The following is an 18,226-nucleotide window of genomic DNA, read 5'->3' as shown; positions in this document are numbered from 1 at the left end:
TGCGCCTTGACGAAATGCTAAGCAGCCGGGGGCCATCAGCCTCACGAACCCGGCAAAACGAGGGCTGGACCCCAGCGCGCCCTTTCCGGCCGGCCCGCAACAGTTTATCTGATGCGATCCGTTTGCCGAAATCGGGCGAGCGCGAATCGTGATTCACAACAAGGCACCTGCCATGTCCTCCTCTTCGTCCCTGCCGCACTTCCGGGGTCAGTTTACGGCCCTGGTCACTCCTTTCCGGGATGGTGCGCTGGATGAAAAAGCCTTTCGCGATTTCGTCGACTGGCAGATCGCCGAGGGTATCGACGGCCTCGTTCCCGTTGGCACCACGGGCGAGAGCCCGACCGTTTCCCATGCGGAACACAAGCGCGTGATCGAGATCTGTGTCGACCAGGCGAAGGGCCGTGTTCCCGTCATGGCGGGCGCCGGATCGAATTCCACCGTGGATGCGGTCGAGTTCGCAACCCACGCCCAGTCCGTGGGCGCCGATGGATTGCTGGTGGTGACACCCTATTACAACAAGCCCACGCAAGAGGGCCTGTTTCAGCATTTCAAGGCGATCAACGACGCCGTGAGCCTGCCGATCTTCATCTATAATATTCCGAGCCGGTCGGTGATCGACATGTCGGTCGAGACCATGGCGCGGCTGTATGAACTGAAGAACATCGTCGGCGTGAAGGATGCCACCGCCAATATGGCGCGGGTATCCCAGCAGCGCCTGACGCTCGGTTCCGACTTCATCCAGTTTTCGGGGGAGGACGCGACGGCCCTGGGCTTCATGGCCCATGGCGGACACGGCTGCATATCAGTCGCGTCCAATGTGGCGCCGCGCCTGTCTTCCGAGATGATGGGCGCGTGCCTTGCGGGAGACTTCAAGGCGGCTCTCGCATTCCAGGACAAGCTGTTTCCCCTGCACACTGCCTTGTTTGTCGAGACCAATCCTTCGCCGACCAAGTATGCGCTCTCCGTGCTCGGTAAGATGACCGAGGACGTGCGCCTGCCGATGGTTCCGGTGTCCGAAACCACCCGTGCGGTCGTGCGCAGTGCCATGGCCTATGCGGGTTTGCTGAACTGAGGTTGAGGGAAAGCGCGCGGCGGGCCGTCTCCCACGGTTCGCCCGCGTCCCCAGGCGCACATGTCCGAGAAAACGAAAAAGGAACTTCCGCGCAAGGTGGTCGCCGATAACAGGCGCGCCCGCTTCGACTATGATATCGGCGAAGTGTTCGAGGCCGGAATCATGCTCACCGGCACCGAGGTGAAGAGCCTGCGCAGCGGCAAGGCGACCATCGGCGAGAGCTATGCCGCCGCCAAGAACGGCGAGTTGTGGCTCTATAACGCCTATATCCCGGAATACCTGGAAGCCAATCGCTTCAACCACGAGACCCGTCGGCCCCGAAAGCTGCTGGTGCACAAGCGGCAGATCGGCAAGATGGCCCAGGCGGTGGAACGCGAGGGCATGACCATCGTGCCCCTCAAGGTCTATTTCAACGAGCAGGGCCGCGCCAAGGTCGAGGTCGCCATCAGCAAGGGCCGCAAGACCCACGACAAGCGCGAGGCCGTGAAGCAACGCGACTGGGGCCGTGACAAGGCCCGCCTGATGCGCGACCGGGGCTAGCCGTATCCACGGGGGCGCGGCTGCATGGCGGCGTTTCTTTTGCTAAGCTCCCGTACCGGATAACGAAAGTCGAGGCGCAGCCGTGGCCGAATGGACCGAACTTCCCAGCGACCTTCCCGTTCCCGAAGACGACGGCAAGGCGCGCCATCTGCCGGGTCTCGAACTTCCCATCGTGCGCCTGGCGGCAACCGACGGGACTCTCGTGGATCTCTCGTCCCTCTCCGGCCGGATCGTGGTCTATTGCTATCCCCGCACCGGCGATCCCAATGCACCCAACCCTGAGGGATGGGATGAGATTCCGGGCGCGCGCGGCTGCACCCCGCAAAGCTGCGCCTTCCGCGATCATTTCGAGCAGCTTATGGAGGTCGGGGCGCACCACGTGTTCGGCCTGTCCACGCAGACCACGGACTACCAGCGCGAGGCGGCGGCGCGGCTGAACCTGCCGTTTGCCCTGCTGTCCGATCACACCCTGGAATTTACCGAGGCGGTGGAGCTTCCCACCTTCAAGGTCGACGGCATGGTGCTGCTGAAGCGCCTGACCCTGATCATTGAGGATGGCGTCATCGAGCACATCTTCTACCCGGTGTTTCCCCCCCACCAGAATGCCGGCGACGTGGTGGCGTTTCTGCAGCGTCACGCATCGAGATAGGCTTTCGCCGCACGGAAGACGTCAGCGAACATCGCGGCCGTGAGGACCCCGGTATTCGTGTTGTAGCGCGAGCAATGATAGCTCCCGAACAGGCGCAGATCGCCGATCTGGGCCTGCGTGCCGTGACCGAACTTGACGCGGGATATCCGTTCGCCGAGCGCAGCCACGGTTGAATCATGGCCGATCTTGCCCAGCGCGATGATCGCCTTGAGATTCGGCATGGCGGCGAGGGCGGACAGCAGAAACGTCCGGCAGGTGCGGATTTCCTCGGTGGTCGGTTTGTTCTCGGGGGGCACGCAGCGCACGGCATTAACGATGCGGGCATCGCGCAATTCCAGCCCGTCGTCGACGCGGGCGTCATAGGTGCCGGCGGCAAAGCCGAAATCCAGCAGCGTTCGATAGAGCAGATCGCCGGCGAAATCTCCGGTGAACGGCCGGCCGGTGCGGTTCGCGCCGCGCAGACCCGGCGCTAGCCCGACGATCAGCAGGCGCGCGTCCAAGGGACCGAAGCCGGGCACCGGCGCGTTGAACCAGGAGGGCTCGCGTGCGCGCCACTCGTCACGGAAGGCGGCAAGGCGCGGGCAGAGGGGGCAGTCCGGCCCCGGCTGGAGTTCCATAAACGATCAGGGCTCTTCGGGCTCTGGCCCCGGTGAACCGCGACGCTCCAGGAAGCGCGGGGTTTCCTGCATCCGGCCCTGCCGTTCCGCCGGATCGCGGCCGATCTTGGACTGGAGGTCCACCAGGTCGAGGAAGATGTCGGCCTGGCGCCGCAATTCGTCGGAAATCAGCGGCGGCTGGGTAGAGACGGTGGAGACGACGCTGACCCGGATGCCCTTGCGCTGGAGCGCTTCCACCAGGGAGCGGAAGTCGCCGTCGCCCGAGAACAGCACGATGTGGTCGACATGGCCCGCGAGCTCCATGGCGTCCACGGCGATCTCGATGTCCATATTGCCGCGCACGCGCCGGCGGCCCTGGGAATCCGTGAATTCCCGCGCCAACTTGGTGACGACCGAATATCCGTTGTAGTCCAGCCAGTCGAGAAGCGGGCGGATGGAGGAGTATTCCTGATCTTCGATCAAAGTCGTGTAATAAAATGCGCGCAAGAGATATCCGCGGGACTGAAACTCTTTCAGAAGCCGCTTATAGTCGATATCGAAACCGAGAGCTTTTGTCGCGGAATAGAGATTGGCGCCATCAATAAGCAGCGCGATCTTTTCCAGGCCATTCATAAAGTGTGTCCGAAACCAAGAGTGGGAACAAAAAAACTGGAGTGGGCATAAATGGTAATTTTGACCTTTCTCGGTCAGACTAGAGCTAAGCGCAAGTGAAAAGCCGGCGCGCCCTTGCCCTGTCCCAGGCTTTCATGTAAACAACCGCTCTTCAAGCTAATATGCTACCTAATCCTACCGCGCAATTCTGCCGCGCACGAGGGAGTGTCGAGCCCATGGCCCGTGTCACCGTTGAGGACTGCATCGACAAGGTCGACAACCGTTTCGAGCTGGTTCTCCTCGCCGGCCACCGCGCCCGCATGATTTCCTCGGGTGCGCCGATCACCATCGACCGCGACAACGACAAGAACCCCGTCGTGGCGCTGCGCGAAATCGCCGATGAGACGGTGAGCCCCGAGGATCTGAAGGAAGACCTGATCCACACCCTGCAGAAGTACACCGAGGTGGACGAGCCGGAGCCGGAGACGGTGCCGATGATCGCGTCCAGTGTCGGCTCTAGCGACGATTCCGACATCGTGCTCGACCGCATGACCGAGGAAGAGCTGCTGGCTGGCCTCCAGGGCCTTGTGCCGCCGGAGCACAATGACGAAGACGAAGGCTGACCTTCGGTTTTCAATTTGTCTGAGGCCTGAAATCAACGCGGTCGGCTTTGCCGGCCGCGTTTTTCTTTGACGGGGCCGCTGGCCGGTCAGAAGCCGACCGCGGTCCCGGTGAGGTCGTAGGCGTCCGCTGCCTCGATCTTCACGGATGTGATTTCGCCCACGCGCAGCGGCCGACGCGAGGCCACCCGGACGCGACCGTCGATCTCGGGCGCATCGCCCTTGGTGCGGCCGATGGCGCCGGTCGGTCCGACGCTGTCGATGATCACCTGCTGGCGGGTGCCGACCTTGCGCTTGAGCCGGCGCGCCGAAATCACCTGCTGGGTCTTCATGAAGCGGTCGTAGCGCTCGGCCTTCACCTCTTCAGGTACCGGCGCGGCGAGGTCATTGGCCGGTGCGCCGGCGACGGGCTCGAACTTGAAACAGCCCACGCGATCAAGTTCGGCCTCCTTGAGGAAGTCGAGCAGTTCGGTGAACTCCTCCTCGGTCTCGCCGGGAAAGCCGACGATGAAGGTCGAGCGCAAGGTGAGGTCGGGAACAGCCGCCCGCCAGGCCTGAACCCGCGCCAGCGTCTTTTCCTGGGAGGCGGGTCGCTTCATGCGCTTCAGCACGGTCGGGCTCGCATGCTGGAAGGGAATGTCCAGATAGGGCAGCACCTTGCCGCTCGCCATCAGCTCCATCACCCGGTCTACATGGGGATAGGGATAGACATAATGCAGGCGCACCCACGCGCCGAGTTCGCCCAGGGCCTCGGCCAGGTCGAAGAAGCGGGCAGAGCGCTCGCGGTCGCGCCAGAGGCTCTCGGCATATTTGATGTCGACGCCATAGGCCGAGGTGTCCTGCGAGATCACCAGCAATTCCTTCACCCCGGCGGCGACGAGGCGCTCGGCCTCGCGCATCACTTCGGCGAGGGGGCGGCTCACGAGGTCGCCGCGCAGCTTGGGGATGATGCAGAAGGTGCAGCGATTGTTGCAGCCTTCGGAAATCTTCAGATAGGCGTAATGGCGCGGGGTGAGCTTGATGCCATGCTCGGGCACGAGGTCGAGGAAGGGATCGTGCTGCGGCGGCACCGCTTCGTGTACGGCGGCGAGCACGCTTTCATATTGCTGGGGACCGGAGATGGCGAGCACGCTCGGGTGAACCGCGCGGATCTGCTCGGGCTCGGCGCCCATGCAGCCGGTCACCACCACCTTGCCGTTTTCCGCCAGCGCCTCGCCGATGGCCGAGAGGCTTTCGGCCTTCGCGCTGTCCAAAAACCCGCAGGTGTTGACGATGACGAGGTCCGCACCGTCATGGCCGCGGGAGAGTTCATAGCCTTCGGCGCGCAGGCGCGTGATGATGCGCTCGCTGTCCACCAGCGCCTTTGGGCAGCCAAGCGAGACGAACGATATGCGAGGCGAAGTCTTCGGCGCGAGTTCGGCCATGGCGCGGGGCGCGTTTCCATCAGTGTCAGGAGCGCCGACGCGTTAAGCGAGGACGGAGGCGGCGTCAATCCCGCCCCCCGTCTTTGTGATGCCGGCTCAAACTGTTCACGTGTCTTCCCCTGGTAGATCGCGTGCGTGTGGTTCACTCGAAGGCTGGGATCGAAGGGCGCGCATCCGGCGACGTGGTGCCCAAATACAGCCACATGCCGCTGCGGCAGCGATGCTGAGGGAGGGCGGCGCGGAAAAACGCTTAACGTTTCCGGCTCTATGGCGTAATAAGGAACCAGCCAGCCAATCCGTTCCGCGGGTCGCCAGCCAAACCAGCCTTCTTTATTCTTGCCGGTGAAGCGCGATGACGACACGCGAATTTTCAAGCATGCCCAGCGCGTGCGTCCATTGGTTTTCTGTGATTTCGCTGGTGCTTGCGGGTGCCGTTGCGGCGCCCGGCGCAGGGTTCGCCCAGCAGGCCACTCCCCAACCCTTGCATTCCGCGACCCCGCCCGCCGCAGCTTCAGCGCCGACCGTCACTCCTGCACCGGTCACCGCTCCTGCACCGGCCAGCTCTGTGCGGGCCCCCACGGCACCGGCGCTCGCTCCGGCCGCTGGACCCGCCGCCGTCGCACCGTCGGCACCTACTGCGTCATCGCCGGTTGCACCGGCTCCGTCGAACCCCGGCGCTGCTCCTTCTCTTGCGCATCCCACGGATGCGGTCCCGACCAATACCCTGCCTGACGCGCCGCTTCCGGCCACCTCGGCTTCGATCCTCCTGCCCCATGATCTGTCGCCCTGGGGCATGTTCATGGCGGCAGATATGGTCGTGAAGACCGTGATGCTGGGCCTCGCCTTCGCCTCGGTGGTGACATGGACCGTGGCCGTGGTGAAGGTACTTGAGCTGTTCGTGGCGCTCGCGCGCGCCCGGCGCGGCCTTTCGATCCTGCGCAAGTCGACCGGCCTTGCGCCCGCCGCAAGGACCTTGGGCCTGGGAAAAGCCACCACCAACCGACTCGTGCAGGCAGCCCTGGCGGAGGTCGAGGCCTCCCGCGGCTTGCCCGCCGAAGGCATCAAGGAGCGCGTCGCCATATCGCTGAGCCGAATCGACGCCTATGCGGCGCGGCGGATGCAGGTCGGCACCGGCCTTCTGGCCACCATCGGCGCCACGGCCCCGTTCGTCGGCCTGTTCGGTACGGTGTGGGGCATCATGAACAGCTTCATCGGCATCTCGAAGGCTCAGACCACGAATCTTGCGGTGGTTGCGCCGGGCATCGCCGAGGCGCTGCTCGCCACCGCCATCGGCCTCGTCGCAGCTATCCCGGCAGTGGTGATCTACAACGTGTTCGCCCGTGCCATCGGCAATTACAAAGCGACCCTGGCGGATTCTTCCTCGGAAGTTCTGCGTCATCTCTCGCGCGATCTCGATCGGCAGGAGGCAGGCCTTGGGGCTAGCCCGTCCCTGCGTGCGGCTGCGGAGTGAGTCATGGCCGCCAAGCTCGATCTCGGCGGCGATGATCTCGCCGAAAACCACGAAATCAACGTCACACCCTTTATCGACGTCATCCTGGTGCTGCTGATCATCTTCATGGTTGCCGCGCCGCTGGCGACGGTGGACGTGCAGGTGGACCTGCCCAGTTCCAATGCGCAGCCGCAGCAGCGCCCGGACAAGCCCTTGTTCCTGACCGTGAAAAGCGATCTTTCGCTGTCGGTTGGAAACGATCAGGTGCCGCGCGACGGCTTCGGCCGGGTGCTGGACGCCGCCACCAACGGCGACAAGCAGCAGCGCGTGTTCGTGCGTGCCGATCGCTCGGTGCCCTATGGCGACGTGATGGAGGTGATGAACCTTCTGCGGTCCGCCGGCTATCTCAAGGTGGCTCTGGTCGGGCTCGAGGGCGCGCCTCCCGGCGCCGCACCGGCGCTACCGCCGAGTGTTCCTGGAGCGCCCGCAGTTTCTCCTGCACCCGCTGTTTCTCCTGCGCCCGCTGCTCTTCCGGCGCCTGCGGCTGCTCCCGCTGCAGCAGGGGCGCCGAAGTGACATCCGTGCCCCATCATTCGCACTGGCCACACCCCACGCGGGGGGAGGTGCTGGGCTTCATCGCGCGCTGGGCGTTCGCCGGCCTGATGATATTCCTCGTGCATGCCCTGCTGGTGTATGTCGGGCTGTATTGGCAGCGCGAGGATGCCGGAGAACTGCCGGCTGCCGCCATGGTGGTCGAGCTTGCCGACCTCGCGGTCTCCGCCCCCTCCGAGACTCCGGATGTTGCACCCGGTCCGCCGATGGTGAAGGCGCCCGAGCCGGTTCCCGATGTCGAGGAAACGCCCGACGAGTCTACGCCTCCGCCCGAACCGCAAGTCATGGAAAAAGTTGAGGAGGTGTTCGAGCTTCCCCCGCCTCCGCCCATGGCCGAAGTGGTTCTGCCGCAGCAAAAGCCGGTGGAGGAGGTGAAGGAAGTCCCGAAGCCGGTCGAGAAGACCGAGCCGAAGCCGAAGAAAAAGGCGAGCCGCAAGCCTGCGGCCCCGGCGACCACTGCCGCCCCGAAGACCGACGCGCCGGAAGCGTCCACTGCGGCGGCTCCTGCGATTGGGGCCTCCTCGGCGAATTCGGCGGCCCAGGCCACTTGGCGCGGTCGACTCATGGCGCATTTGAACCGGAACAAGCGCTATCCCGCCGAGGCCAATGGTGAGCGGGGCATGGCACGGCTGCGGTTCACAATCGACCGGTCGGGCCGTGTGATCGGGGCGAGTCTCGTGGGTTCGGCGGGATCTTCGGTGTTGGACCGCGAAGTTTTGGCGCTGATCCACCGCGCCTCGCCGGTGCCGGCACCGCCCCCGGAAGTGGCGGGCAGCACCATCAGCCTCACCGTGCCGGTCAATTTCAACCCGCGCTGAGGCATCCCCGTCGGCGGCGACGTGCGGCGGCGTGGAGACGCTGCCCATTTCGCGCACGCCTGCCGTGTGTGCGCGGCGGGCCATGCCTTTGGACTTGGCCGCGACCGTGTGCTAAGCGACCACCCCTGCCCAGGTTCGCGCCAATCGTACCGCGCGCCGGTGCAGCGAACACCCTCGGAGACCAACCCATGGCCTCGCTCGATGCGAACCGCGCCTCCGTTACGGAGGATCTCAACCGCTTCTTCTCCGCGCCTCTTTCCGAGAGCGATCCGGAAATCGCCGCTGCCATCGCGGCCGAACTCGGTCGCCAGCGCGAAGAGATCGAACTGATCGCATCCGAGAACATTGTCTCGCGCGCGGTTCTGGAAGCCCAGGGATCGGTGCTCACGAACAAATATGCCGAGGGCTATCCGGGTAAGCGTTATTATGGCGGCTGCCAGTTCGTGGACGTGGCTGAGACGCTTGCTATCGAGCGGGCAAAGAAGCTGTTCAATTGCGGCTTCGCCAATGTTCAGCCGAATTCTGGAAGCCAGGCCAATCAGGCGGTCTTCTTTTCCCTGATGCAGCCGGGCGACGTGTTCCTCGGCCTCAATCTCGCGGCCGGCGGGCATCTCACTCACGGTTCGCCCGTGAATATGTCCGGCAAGTGGTTCACCCCTGTTCCCTATGGCGTGCGCGAGGATGACCAGCGCATCGACTATGAGGAAGTCGCCAAGCTGGCCGACCAGCACAAGCCCAAGGTGATCGTCGCCGGCGGCTCGGCGTATCCCCGCATCATCGATTTCGCCAAGATGCGTGCCATCGCCGATTCGGTCGGCGCCAAGCTGATGGTGGACATGGCGCATTTCGCCGGCCTCGTGGCGGGTGGCGCGCACCCGAGCCCGTTCCCGCACGCCCACGTGGTGACCACCACCACCCACAAGACTTTGCGTGGCCCGCGCGGCGGCATGATCCTGACCAATGACGAGGATCTGGCGAAGAAGATCAATTCGGCGATCTTCCCCGGCATCCAGGGCGGCCCGCTGATGCACGTCATCGCCGGCAAGGCGGTAGCGTTCGGTGAGGCGTTGCAGCCGTCCTTCAAGCTCTATGCGAAGAATGTCGTGGAGAATGCCAAGGCGCTCGCCGACACACTGCGCGGCCACGGCTATGCGATCGTCTCGGGCGGCACCGACACCCATTTGATGCTGGTGGACCTGCGGCCCAAGCGGCTGACCGGCAAGGTTTCCGAGTCTGCGCTCGGGCGCGCCCACATCACCACCAACAAGAACGGAATTCCCTTCGATCCCGAGAAGCCCTTCGTCACCTCGGGTGTGCGTCTCGGCACGCCTGCGGGCACGACGCGCGGGTTTGGCGTGGCGGAGTTCCAGCAGATCGGTCACATGATCGCGGAAGTCCTCGACGTGCTCTCGCAGAAGGGCACCGAGGAAGATAGTCTGGTCGAACAGGCGGTTCGCGGGAAAGTGGCCGAGCTTCTCGCGCGCTTCCCGATTTACAACTGAGCGCGGGGGCGCCGGGGGGCTATCCAACATGCGGTGTCCATACTGCGGAAGCCTGGACACCCAGGTGAAGGATAGCCGGCCGACCGAGGACAATACGGCGATCCGCCGCCGGCGGGTCTGCCCCGATTGCGGCGGCCGCTTTACCACCTTCGAGCGCGTGCAATTGCGCGAACTCATGGTGCTCAAACGGTCCGGGCGCCGGGTGCCGTTCGACCGGGACAAGCTTGCCCGTTCGGTGGAAATCGCTTTGCGTAAGCGGCCCGTGGAGCCGGAGCGGGTGGAGCGGATGCTCTCCGGGCTGGTGCGCCAGCTCGAAAGTCTCGGCGACAGCGACATTACCTCCGAGACCGTCGGCGAACTGGTGATGGAAGGTTTGAAGCAGATTGATGATGTGGCTTACGTGCGTTTCGCCTCGGTTTACCGGAATTTCCGCGAAGCGAAGGATTTCGAAAGCCTGCTCGGCGAGCTTTCATCCGATGGCGAGCCCAAGCCCGTTCCCTCGGCGCACGAGGACTGATTTCCATGGCAGCCCCTGAGGCGGTCCTCTCGCCGCAGGAGGATGAACGGCTGATGGCCGAGGCCCTGCGGGTGGGGCAGGAGGGCCTTGGCCGCACCTGGCCCAATCCCTCCGTGGGCGCGCTGGTGGTGCGCCAGACCCAGCACGGCCCGAAGATCCTCGGCGCCGCAGGTACGGCCCCGGCCGGTCGCCCGCATGCCGAGCCTCTGGCCCTCGCGCAGGCGGGAGAGGGTGCGCGCGGCGCGACGCTCTATGTCACGCTGGAGCCCTGTTCCCATTTCGGCCGCACGCCGCCCTGCGCCGATGCGGTGGTGGCCGCCGGCATCAGCCGGGTGGTGGCGGCCATCGAGGATCCCGATCATCGGGTGAAGGGCAGGGGCGTTGCACGCCTGCGGGCTGCCGGCATCTGGGTCACCGTCGGGGTCGGCGCCGAGCAGGCCCTTGAGGATCATGCCGGCCATATCAGCCGGGTCACGCGCGGTCGGCCCCATGTCTTGCTGAAGATGGCCGTTTCGGCCGACGGCAAGGCGGCGCTGCCGGGTCCGCGCCCCGCCGCCATTACCGGAGAAGAAGCGCGCGTCCGCGTGCATCTCCTGCGGGCACATTCCGACGCCATCCTGGTGGGCATCGGCACGGTGCTGGCCGACGACCCCATGCTCACCTGCCGCCTGCCGGGATTGGAGGGGCGCTCTCCCGTGCGCCTGGTGCTGGACAGCGATCTGCGGCTGTCGCCCGGCTCCGCCCTGGTCCGCACGGCGCAGGACGTGCCGGTGTGGGTGATTTGCGCGGAAGACGCGCCGCTCGGTCCCGAGCGGGTGCTGGTGGACCTCGGCCTGGAAGTGCTGCGGGTGCCGCGCGCGGCCACAGGGCGGCTCGATCTTGGCGCGACCCTCCACCTGCTGGGGCTGCTCGGCGTGACCCGGCTAATGGTGGAAGGCGGCCCCCACCTTGCCGCCGCGCTCTTGGACGCGAACCTCGTGGACGAAGTCGTGATGCTGCGCGGCGCGGTGGTACTGGGGGCCGACGCGCTCGATGCGCTGCCCGGCCGGGCGCTTGAGCGCCTGTCCGCGCCGGTGGGATTCGTCATGGTGGAGCGCGCCGAGCTGGGGCACGATCATCTGACGCGCCTGCGCCGCCGCTAGCTGCCCTGCCGGTCGCGCAGGGGCGCCATGCGACGATGCGCAGCGCGGTCAGCGAAAAAGGCGCGCGATTTTCCCACCGACATGCTCTATGGCCGTGAGTTCCGGCCGCTGGCGGCGGGTGCAGCGACGCCCATCGCCCTGGCTGGACCAGCTTTGGCCTACCCCCAGTGCACCGCCCGACGCACAGGATTTGGACCGCACACCATGTTCACCGGCATTGTCACGGATCTTGGTCACCTCGTCGAGGTTTCCGCCCATCATGAGGTCCGCACCCTGACCATCGCGTCGGATTATGATTCCGCAGGCATCGCCATCGGCGCCTCGATTGCCTGTTCCGGGGTCTGTCTCACGGTGACGGCGGTGCGCGCTGGGGGCCCCAAGCGAAGCCTGTTCGCCGTGGATGCCGCCCCCGAAACGCTGGCGATCACCACGGTCGGGCAGTGGCAGTCCGGCCAGTCCATCAATCTGGAACGGGCGCTCGCCATCGGCGCTGAACTTGGCGGGCATATCGTCACCGGCCATGTGGATGCCAAGGCGCGGGTCGTCGTCCGGGAGGATTTCGACGAGACAACGAAATTCACGTTCGAGGCGCCTGCCGATCTCGCCCGTTTCATCGCCGCCAAGGGCTCGGTCTGCCTTGATGGCACCTCGCTCACGGTCAATACGGTGGACGGTGCTTTCTTCACCTGCCTGCTCATTCCTCACACCCTGGCGGTGACCACGTGGGGCGCGGTGCAGGCAGGCGACGACGTTAATATCGAGGTGGACCTGATGGCGCGCTATGCGGCGCGGCTTGCGGAGTTCCCCCGCGGCGCGTAACCCTCGCGCCCAATTCAGGAGTGATTTGACATGGTCAGCACGCGCAACGAGCGCGCAGCCACCGTCGCGGAACCGGTCACCGGCGCACGGGTGCTCATTGTCGAGGCCCGCTATTATGCGGCCTTGGCCGACGAACTGCTCGCCGGCGCGCGCGCCGCGCTGGAAGCGGCTGGCGCCCTTGTGGAGGTCGTCACGGTGCCCGGCGCGCTGGAAATTCCCATTGCCGCCGAAATTGCCATGGACGGCGCGGAAATCAGCGGCGAGCCCATCGACGCCATCGTGGCGCTGGGCTGCGTGATCCGGGGCGAGACCTATCATTTCGAGATCGTCGCGGGCGAGTCCGCGCGCGGCCTCATGGACCTCGGCCTCGCCCACGCGATGCCGGTGGGCAACGGCATCCTCACCGTGGATACCGAGCCGCAGGCCTGGGAGCGGGCGCGGGTCTCCGAGGGCAACAAGGGCGGTGGAGCGGCAGAGGCGGCGCTCAACCTTCTGCGCCTCAAGCGGCGGGTGTCGGAATGAGCGAGGCCTCACCAAAACCCATGCGCAAAAGCCTCGCCCGGCTGGGCGCGGTGCAGGCGCTCTATCAGATGGACGTGGCCGGCACGCCCATCAACGAGATCTTCGCCGAATTTCAGAGCCATTGGCTCGGGCAGGAGGTTGAGGGCACGCAATATCCCGACGCCGACGTGACTCTGTTCAAGGATGTGGTGGAAGGCGTGGTGCGCGACCAGCGCACCATCGACCCCATGGTGGACAAGGCGCTTTCCGACGGCTGGCCGCTGCGCCGTGTTGAAGTGGTGCTGCGCGCGGTGCTGCGTGCGGGTGCGTTCGAACTTTCCTCGCGCCCGGATGTGCCGGCACGCGTGGTAATCGCCGAATATGTGAATGTGGCCGGCGCCTTTCTCGACCGCGACGAGACCGGCATGGTCAATGCGGTGCTGGACGCGCTCGCCCGCGACCTGCGCGCCAGCGAGTTCGCCCGCAGCGGAACCGATTGAGATGGTCGCCGACGGTGGCTCCGGCGAGGATGCGTTCATTGGCCGGTTCTTCCGGCCCATCGCCAAGGATGCCGCCGCACGCGGGTTGCTGGACGATGCTGCCATCCTCACTCCGCCGGCCGATTGCGACCTCGTCCTGACCAAGGATGCGGTGGTCGCGGGGGTCCATTTCTTTCCCGATGATCCGCCGGCCTCCATTGCCCGCAAGGTGATGCGGGTGAACCTCTCCGACCTTGCCGCCAAGGGCGCCCGCCCGCTCGGCGCGCTGCTGGCGCTGGCCCTGCCACGCGACGTGACGGCGGAATGGATGGAAGCCTTCGCCGCCGGTCTCGGGGCCGATGCCGACTTCTACGCCTGCCCGATCCTCGGCGGCGACACGGTCCATACGCCAGGGCCGCTGACGCTCTCCATCACGGCCTTTGGCGCCGTGCCGCGCGGGCGGTTCGTGCCGCGTACGGGTGCGCGCCCGGGGCAGGCCATCGTGGTATCCGGCACCATCGGGGATGCGGCGCTTGGGCTGCAATGGCGCCTCGATCCCGCACGCGCCGGATTCGCCGGTCTGGACCCGCGCCTGATCGCCCATCTCGCCGACCGCTATCTGCATCCCCAGCCGCGCCTCGGCCTCGCGGAAGCGCTGCGCGATCATGCGGCTGCCGGCATGGACGTTTCCGACGGATTGATCGGCGACGTGGCGAAGATGCTGTCGGCCTCCGGCTGTGGCGGCAAGATCGAGGCGGCACGAGTTCCGCTCTCGGCGGCCGTGCGGGCCGCGGTTGCGGCTGAGCCAGCCCTGTTCGCGACGGCCCTGACCGGCGGCGACGATTATGAGATCGCCGCGACGGTGCCCTGTGAGGCCCTTGACGCCTTTCTCATCGCGGCGCAACAAGCGGGGGTGCCCTGTACAATAATCGGCGAAACGCGTGCGGCATCGGGCCTCGACCTTCTGGACTTGGGTGGGATGCCGATGACTTTGGACCGCCTCAGCTTCAGTCATTTCTGAGGGTTGCCGTATCGCAGTCGCGAACGTGCCGTGATGCCGCCATTGCGCTGCGGAACCAATCGTCCTGTCCACCGTTAAGCTGCGTCATCGCGCTCCCAGGGAGACGCGGGTTGCGGCGTGACCTTTCATCAGATGAGGCCCCTCAATGGATCGTCGCCAGGTCGTCAAGGCCGCTGCTTTCTTTCCGCTCATGGGCGCGCTCGGCGCGTCGTTCTGGGGCGGCCTCGCGAGCGTGGCACAGGCGCAGACACCGGCCGACGGCACGCCATTCGACGCTTACACCGTGCGCCAGCTGGCCCGTGAGCGCGCCGCCAAGCCCTACAAGGCCGGCGATCAGAAACTTCCGTCCCAGCTCAATAACTTGAGCTATGACGATTACCGCAACATCCGCTTCAATCCCGACAAGGCGCTCTGGCGCGGCGAGAAGCTGCCGTTCGAGCTGCAAATGTTCCATCGCGGCTTTCTGTTTCGCGACCGTGTGGACATCGCCATCGTCGCAGACGGCAAGGCGCGTCCGCTGGTCTATTCGCCGGACCTGTTTCGCTTCGAGCACAATGTGGCGGCACCGGACCCGAAGGATAATCTCGGCTTTTCCGGTTTCCGGCTTCACGCCCCGATGAACCGGCCCGACTATTTCGACGAGGTGGCGGCCTTCCAGGGCGCAAGCTATTTCCGAGCAATCGGCAAGGGGCAGGTCTATGGCTCCTCCGCGCGGGGGCTGTCGGTGAAAACCGGCGATCCCGGCGGGGAGGAGTTTCCGCTGTTCGTCGCCTATTGGATCGAACGGCCGAGGCCGGACACGGATTCGGTGGTGGTCCATGCACTGCTCGATAGCCCGAGCGCCGCGGCCGCGTTTCGCTTCACCATCCGCCCCGGTGATCCCACCGCCATGGCGGTGGAGATGACGCTTTATCCGCGCGCAGACATGGATCAGGCCGGCATCGCAACCCTGACCTCCATGTTTTTCTTCGCTCCCAACGATCGCAATGACGTGGATGATTTTCGCCCGGCCGTGCGGGACGCCGAAGGCCTTGCCATCGTCAACGGGCGCGGCGAGCAGCTTTGGCGGCCACTGACCAATCCAAAGCGGCTGGAAATCAGCCAGTTCGTCGATTCCAACCTGCGCGGCTTTGGGCTGATGCAGCGCCAGCGCTCCTTCTTCGACTACCAGGATCTGGAGGCGCGCTATGAGAAGCGCCCGAGTGTCTGGGTGGAGCCGATCGGCGATTGGGGCGAGGGCGCGGTGAACCTCATCGAAATCCCGACGCGAGAGGAGGTTCACGACAATGTCGTGGCCTATTGGCGCCCCAAGGAGCCTCTGCGCAAGGGCGGCGAATACATCTTTACCTATCGCCTCTATTGGGCCTGGGACCACACCGAGGCCGCGCCCCCGGCGCGCTTTGGTGCCACCCGCAGCGGCGCAGCAGCGGGTGGGCGGCTGTTCGTCGTCGATGTGGTGGGCGACAAGCTGAAAGACATGGACCTTGCCACTTTGCGGGCGCAGGTCTCGACCAGTGCCGGAGCCATCAAGGACGTGGTCCTGCAACCCAATCCGGACATCCGGGGGTGGCGCCTCTCCTTCGTGCTTGACCCGCAGAATGCCGAGCTGGCGGAATTGCGTGCGCAGATCATGCGTGATGCCGATCTGATCTCGGAAGTCTGGGTCTATCGATGGACGGCGTGACGGACCTGCCCACGGCCGCCGTGGCGGCCAACCCGGGGCGCGAGACCATAGCACCGGCCCTGCCGGCCGAATCGCCTCTCGCCATGCCGGTGCAGTCTCTGTCGACGCGCCCCGCCGCTAGCGGCGTGCCCGATACCGCGCCGGCTGGCGTGTTTTTGCGGCGCCTGCTCGTGATCGGCGGCGCCATGGCCATGACCGCTTTCGCCGCCTGGGAAATGTATCTTGTGCTTTCGGTGGGTGCGCTGTCCTGGCTGGAAGGCGTGGTGCTGGTGCTGTTCGTGATCCTGTTTGCCTGGATCGCTTTTTCCTTCACCAGTGCGCTGAGCGGCATCTTCTCCTTGCTGCGGCACGGACCGGGGCCGCTCGGCATCGATCCCGAGGCGCCGCAGCCCCAAGTTTCTTCTCGCACGGCACTGCTCATGCCCTGTTACAATGAGAGCCCCCCACGCGTGCTCGCAGGGCTTCAGGCGACTTATGAGTCTCTGCAGGCCACCGGGCAGGCGGATGCGTTCGATGTTTTCATCCTCTCCGACACCACCGACCCCGACGTTTGGATCGCCGAGGAGGCCGGCTACCTCGCCTTTCGGGAACGCACCGGCGGGGAGGGCCATCTGTTTTATCGGCGGCGGGCGAAGAATATCGACCGCAAAGCCGGCAATATCGGCGAGTGGGTAACCCGTTTCGGCGGCGCCTACGAAAGCATGATCGTGCTCGATGCCGACAGCGTCATGACCGGCGATGCCATCGTACGCCTCGCGGCCGCCATGGAGCAGCACCCCGGTGTTGGATTGATTCAGACCCTGCCGATCATCGTCGGCGGGCGCACGCTATTCGCGCGGTTGCAGCAGTTCGCAGGGCGTCTCTATGGGCCGCTGCTGGCGCACGGGCTGTCCTGGTGGCATGGCGCCGACAGCAATTATTGGGGTCACAACGCCATCATCCGCACCCGCGCCTTCGCGCGCTGCGCCGGCCTGCCTCACCTCAAGGGCCGCAAGCCGTTCGGCGGGCATATCCTCAGCCATGATTTCATCGAGGCGGCGTTGATCCGGCGCGGCGGCTTCGCCGTGCACATGGTGCCGGATCTGGAGGGCAGCTATGAGGAGGGCCCGCCCTCGCTGACCGACCTCGCGGTGCGCGACCGGCGCTGGTGCCAGGGCAATCTGCAGCACGCCGCGGTGCTGCCGGCGCGCGGGCTGGTGTTCGTCAGCCGCCTTCATCTCCTGACTGGCATCGGCTCCTACATCACCGCGCCGCTCTGGCTGGCCATGCTGACCGCTGGCCTTCTGGTGTCGTTGCAGGGGCGCTTCGTGTCGCCGGACTATTTCCCCTCCGAATTCTCTCTGTTCCCCAGTTGGCCGGCGCAGGATCCCGTGCGCGCCGCCTGGGTGTTCGTCGGCACCATGTCGGTACTGCTGGCGCCGAAGCTCGTGGCCTATGTGCTGATGCTGTTCGACGGCCCGCGCCGGCGCGCATTCGGCGGCGGCATCCTGACGTTCATCGGTGTGCTGGTGGAAACGCTGCTGTCGGGCCTTATGGCACCGATCATGATGATCGTTCAGTCTTCGGCGGTGGCCAGCATTCTGATCGGCCGCGACTCAGGCTGGCAGCCGCAGCGGCGTGACGACGGCTCGGTGCCTTTTGCCGATCTGGTGCGCCGGTACGGGTTTCACACTCTGCTCGGCATTGCTCTTGGTGTGATCGCCTATCTCATCGCTGCGCCGCTATTCTGGTGGATGAGCCCGGTGATTCTCGGGCTCCTGCTGTCTATTCCCCTGGTCGCGGTGACCGCATTGCGTGGCGCGGGAACACTGCTGCTGCGCGCTGGGCTGCTGGCCATCCCCGAGGAGCGCGCGCCGCCTGCTGTGCTATCGCGGGCCGGGCGCTTGATGGAACTGCTTGCAGCCGATCTGCCGGAGGGAGAAGCCGTCGCGCGGCTGAGCAGCGATCCCCGTCTTACGGCCGCCCATCTGGCCTTCCTGCCCGATGGCGGGAAGCGGCAGCGGGGCGATCATGCCCCAGAACGCCTCGTCGCACGCGCTAAAATCGCCGATGCCGAGACCCTGCATGATGCGCTGCGTGCTTTGTCCCCGCGGGAGAAGGCCGCTGCACTTGGTGATGGCGAGGCGCTGCGCGGCCTGCTGATGTTTGGGGAGCGAAAGGGCTGACCC

General features: G+C 65.7%; 19 protein-coding genes. 16 read left to right on the top strand and 3 right to left on the bottom strand.

The window, feature by feature from the left end; translation table 11 throughout:
* Nucleotides 1-172: 172 nt before the first annotated feature.
* The 3 genes from dapA (at nucleotide 173) to V5F77_RS16000 (ending at nucleotide 2,261) form a co-directional block, all read left to right on the top strand.
* On the top strand, nucleotides 173-1,072 hold the full coding sequence (dapA, locus tag V5F77_RS16010) for a 4-hydroxy-tetrahydrodipicolinate synthase (protein WP_429006358.1): 900 nt from the start codon (nucleotides 173-175) through the stop codon (nucleotides 1,070-1,072).
* Nucleotides 1,073-1,132: 60 nt separating this feature from the next.
* Complete coding sequence (smpB, locus tag V5F77_RS16005; RefSeq protein WP_429006357.1) at nucleotides 1,133-1,612, top strand: SsrA-binding protein SmpB; 480 nt, start codon at nucleotides 1,133-1,135, stop codon at nucleotides 1,610-1,612.
* A gap of 82 nt (nucleotides 1,613-1,694) precedes the next feature.
* A complete protein-coding gene (locus V5F77_RS16000; RefSeq protein ID WP_429006356.1) occupies nucleotides 1,695-2,261 on the top strand; it encodes a peroxiredoxin in 567 nt (188 codons plus the stop codon).
* On the opposite strand, the gene V5F77_RS15995 is transcribed toward V5F77_RS16000, so the two are convergent.
* Nucleotides 2,246-2,878, bottom strand: coding sequence for a uracil-DNA glycosylase (locus V5F77_RS15995; RefSeq protein WP_429006355.1), 633 nt, complete (start codon nucleotides 2,876-2,878; stop codon nucleotides 2,246-2,248). The genes V5F77_RS16000 and V5F77_RS15995 overlap by 16 nt on opposite strands.
* A gap of 6 nt (nucleotides 2,879-2,884) precedes the next feature.
* The gene (locus V5F77_RS15990) at nucleotides 2,885-3,490 is read right to left on the bottom strand and encodes a LabA-like NYN domain-containing protein (protein ID WP_429006354.1); all 606 of its coding nucleotides are present in this window, start codon (nucleotides 3,488-3,490) and stop codon (nucleotides 2,885-2,887) included.
* A gap of 215 nt (nucleotides 3,491-3,705) precedes the next feature.
* On the opposite strand from V5F77_RS15990, the gene rpoZ reads away from it, so the two are divergent.
* Nucleotides 3,706-4,092 carry a DNA-directed RNA polymerase subunit omega gene (rpoZ, locus tag V5F77_RS15985; RefSeq protein WP_429006353.1) on the top strand — a complete coding sequence of 129 codons (387 nt, stop codon included), beginning with the start codon at nucleotides 3,706-3,708 and terminating at the stop codon, nucleotides 4,090-4,092.
* Nucleotides 4,093-4,178: 86 nt separating this feature from the next.
* Here the strand turns inward: rpoZ and rimO are convergent, their stop codons facing one another.
* Nucleotides 4,179-5,513, bottom strand: a complete 1,335-nt coding sequence (gene rimO / locus V5F77_RS15980) for a 30S ribosomal protein S12 methylthiotransferase RimO (protein ID WP_429006352.1) — start codon at nucleotides 5,511-5,513, stop codon at nucleotides 4,179-4,181.
* A 352-nt stretch (nucleotides 5,514-5,865) separates the two neighbouring features.
* On the opposite strand from rimO, the gene exbB reads away from it, so the two are divergent.
* From exbB to mdoH, 12 genes are all read left to right on the top strand, one after another.
* Nucleotides 5,866-6,984: a tonB-system energizer ExbB gene (exbB, locus tag V5F77_RS15975; protein ID WP_429006351.1), complete on the top strand. Its 1,119-nt coding sequence runs from the start codon at nucleotides 5,866-5,868 to the stop codon at nucleotides 6,982-6,984.
* A gap of 3 nt (nucleotides 6,985-6,987) precedes the next feature.
* The gene (gene exbD / locus V5F77_RS15970; RefSeq protein ID WP_429006350.1) at nucleotides 6,988-7,539 is read left to right on the top strand and encodes a TonB system transport protein ExbD; all 552 of its coding nucleotides are present in this window, start codon (nucleotides 6,988-6,990) and stop codon (nucleotides 7,537-7,539) included.
* Nucleotides 7,540-7,544: 5 nt separating this feature from the next.
* Nucleotides 7,545-8,393: a TonB family protein gene (locus V5F77_RS15965; RefSeq protein WP_429006349.1), complete on the top strand. Its 849-nt coding sequence runs from the start codon at nucleotides 7,545-7,547 to the stop codon at nucleotides 8,391-8,393.
* 188 nt (nucleotides 8,394-8,581) lie between these two features.
* A complete protein-coding gene (gene glyA, locus V5F77_RS15960; protein WP_429006348.1) occupies nucleotides 8,582-9,895 on the top strand; it encodes a serine hydroxymethyltransferase in 1,314 nt (437 codons plus the stop codon).
* Nucleotides 9,896-9,923: 28 nt separating this feature from the next.
* Nucleotides 9,924-10,412 (top strand): transcriptional regulator NrdR, encoded by a 489-nt coding sequence (gene nrdR / locus V5F77_RS15955; protein WP_429006347.1) that lies wholly within the window; start codon nucleotides 9,924-9,926, stop codon nucleotides 10,410-10,412.
* Between the two features lie 5 nt (nucleotides 10,413-10,417).
* The gene (ribD, locus tag V5F77_RS15950) at nucleotides 10,418-11,554 is read left to right on the top strand and encodes a bifunctional diaminohydroxyphosphoribosylaminopyrimidine deaminase/5-amino-6-(5-phosphoribosylamino)uracil reductase RibD (protein ID WP_429006346.1); all 1,137 of its coding nucleotides are present in this window, start codon (nucleotides 10,418-10,420) and stop codon (nucleotides 11,552-11,554) included.
* Nucleotides 11,555-11,758: 204 nt separating this feature from the next.
* A complete protein-coding gene (locus V5F77_RS15945) occupies nucleotides 11,759-12,373 on the top strand; it encodes a riboflavin synthase (protein WP_429006381.1) in 615 nt (204 codons plus the stop codon).
* A 30-nt stretch (nucleotides 12,374-12,403) separates the two neighbouring features.
* Nucleotides 12,404-12,895, top strand: coding sequence for a 6,7-dimethyl-8-ribityllumazine synthase (gene ribH / locus V5F77_RS15940; protein WP_429006345.1), 492 nt, complete (start codon nucleotides 12,404-12,406; stop codon nucleotides 12,893-12,895).
* On the top strand, nucleotides 12,892-13,374 hold the full coding sequence (nusB, locus tag V5F77_RS15935) for a transcription antitermination factor NusB (RefSeq protein WP_429006344.1): 483 nt from the start codon (nucleotides 12,892-12,894) through the stop codon (nucleotides 13,372-13,374). Before ribH ends, nusB begins: the two co-directional genes overlap by 4 nt.
* Before the next feature lies 1 nt (nucleotide 13,375).
* On the top strand, nucleotides 13,376-14,374 hold the full coding sequence (thiL, locus tag V5F77_RS15930) for a thiamine-phosphate kinase (protein ID WP_429006343.1): 999 nt from the start codon (nucleotides 13,376-13,378) through the stop codon (nucleotides 14,372-14,374).
* A gap of 145 nt (nucleotides 14,375-14,519) precedes the next feature.
* On the top strand, nucleotides 14,520-16,058 hold the full coding sequence (locus V5F77_RS15925) for a glucan biosynthesis protein (RefSeq protein WP_429006342.1): 1,539 nt from the start codon (nucleotides 14,520-14,522) through the stop codon (nucleotides 16,056-16,058).
* A complete protein-coding gene (mdoH, locus tag V5F77_RS15920) occupies nucleotides 16,046-18,223 on the top strand; it encodes a glucans biosynthesis glucosyltransferase MdoH (protein ID WP_429006341.1) in 2,178 nt (725 codons plus the stop codon). The genes V5F77_RS15925 and mdoH overlap by 13 nt, the downstream gene beginning before the upstream one ends.
* The last annotated feature ends 3 nt before the right edge of the window (nucleotides 18,224-18,226 follow it).

Source organism: Roseixanthobacter psychrophilus (assembly GCF_043195195.1).
GTDB lineage: Bacteria > Pseudomonadota > Alphaproteobacteria > Rhizobiales > Xanthobacteraceae > NCEH01.
The sequence above is the reverse complement of the archived record's forward strand: the minus strand, read 5'-3'. Positions and strand labels throughout refer to the sequence as shown.

Coding starts and splice junctions, on each gene's coding strand:
- nusB (WP_429006344.1), top strand. CDS start 12,892: ATGAGCGAGGCCTCACCAAAACCCATGCGCAAAAGCCTCGCCCGGCTG.
- ribH (WP_429006345.1), top strand. CDS start 12,404: ATGGTCAGCACGCGCAACGAGCGCGCAGCCACCGTCGCGGAACCGGTC.
- exbB (WP_429006351.1), top strand. CDS start 5,866: ATGACGACACGCGAATTTTCAAGCATGCCCAGCGCGTGCGTCCATTGG.
- mdoH (WP_429006341.1), top strand. CDS start 16,046: ATGGACGGCGTGACGGACCTGCCCACGGCCGCCGTGGCGGCCAACCCG.
- dapA (WP_429006358.1), top strand. CDS start 173: ATGTCCTCCTCTTCGTCCCTGCCGCACTTCCGGGGTCAGTTTACGGCC.
- V5F77_RS15990 (WP_429006354.1), bottom strand. CDS start 3,490: ATGAATGGCCTGGAAAAGATCGCGCTGCTTATTGATGGCGCCAATCTC.
- V5F77_RS15945 (WP_429006381.1), top strand. CDS start 11,759: ATGTTCACCGGCATTGTCACGGATCTTGGTCACCTCGTCGAGGTTTCC.
- nrdR (WP_429006347.1), top strand. CDS start 9,924: ATGCGGTGTCCATACTGCGGAAGCCTGGACACCCAGGTGAAGGATAGC.
- rpoZ (WP_429006353.1), top strand. CDS start 3,706: ATGGCCCGTGTCACCGTTGAGGACTGCATCGACAAGGTCGACAACCGT.
- thiL (WP_429006343.1), top strand. CDS start 13,376: ATGGTCGCCGACGGTGGCTCCGGCGAGGATGCGTTCATTGGCCGGTTC.
- glyA (WP_429006348.1), top strand. CDS start 8,582: ATGGCCTCGCTCGATGCGAACCGCGCCTCCGTTACGGAGGATCTCAAC.
- ribD (WP_429006346.1), top strand. CDS start 10,418: ATGGCAGCCCCTGAGGCGGTCCTCTCGCCGCAGGAGGATGAACGGCTG.
- rimO (WP_429006352.1), bottom strand. CDS start 5,513: ATGGCCGAACTCGCGCCGAAGACTTCGCCTCGCATATCGTTCGTCTCG.
- smpB (WP_429006357.1), top strand. CDS start 1,133: ATGTCCGAGAAAACGAAAAAGGAACTTCCGCGCAAGGTGGTCGCCGAT.
- exbD (WP_429006350.1), top strand. CDS start 6,988: ATGGCCGCCAAGCTCGATCTCGGCGGCGATGATCTCGCCGAAAACCAC.
- V5F77_RS15925 (WP_429006342.1), top strand. CDS start 14,520: ATGGATCGTCGCCAGGTCGTCAAGGCCGCTGCTTTCTTTCCGCTCATG.
- V5F77_RS15995 (WP_429006355.1), bottom strand. CDS start 2,878: ATGGAACTCCAGCCGGGGCCGGACTGCCCCCTCTGCCCGCGCCTTGCC.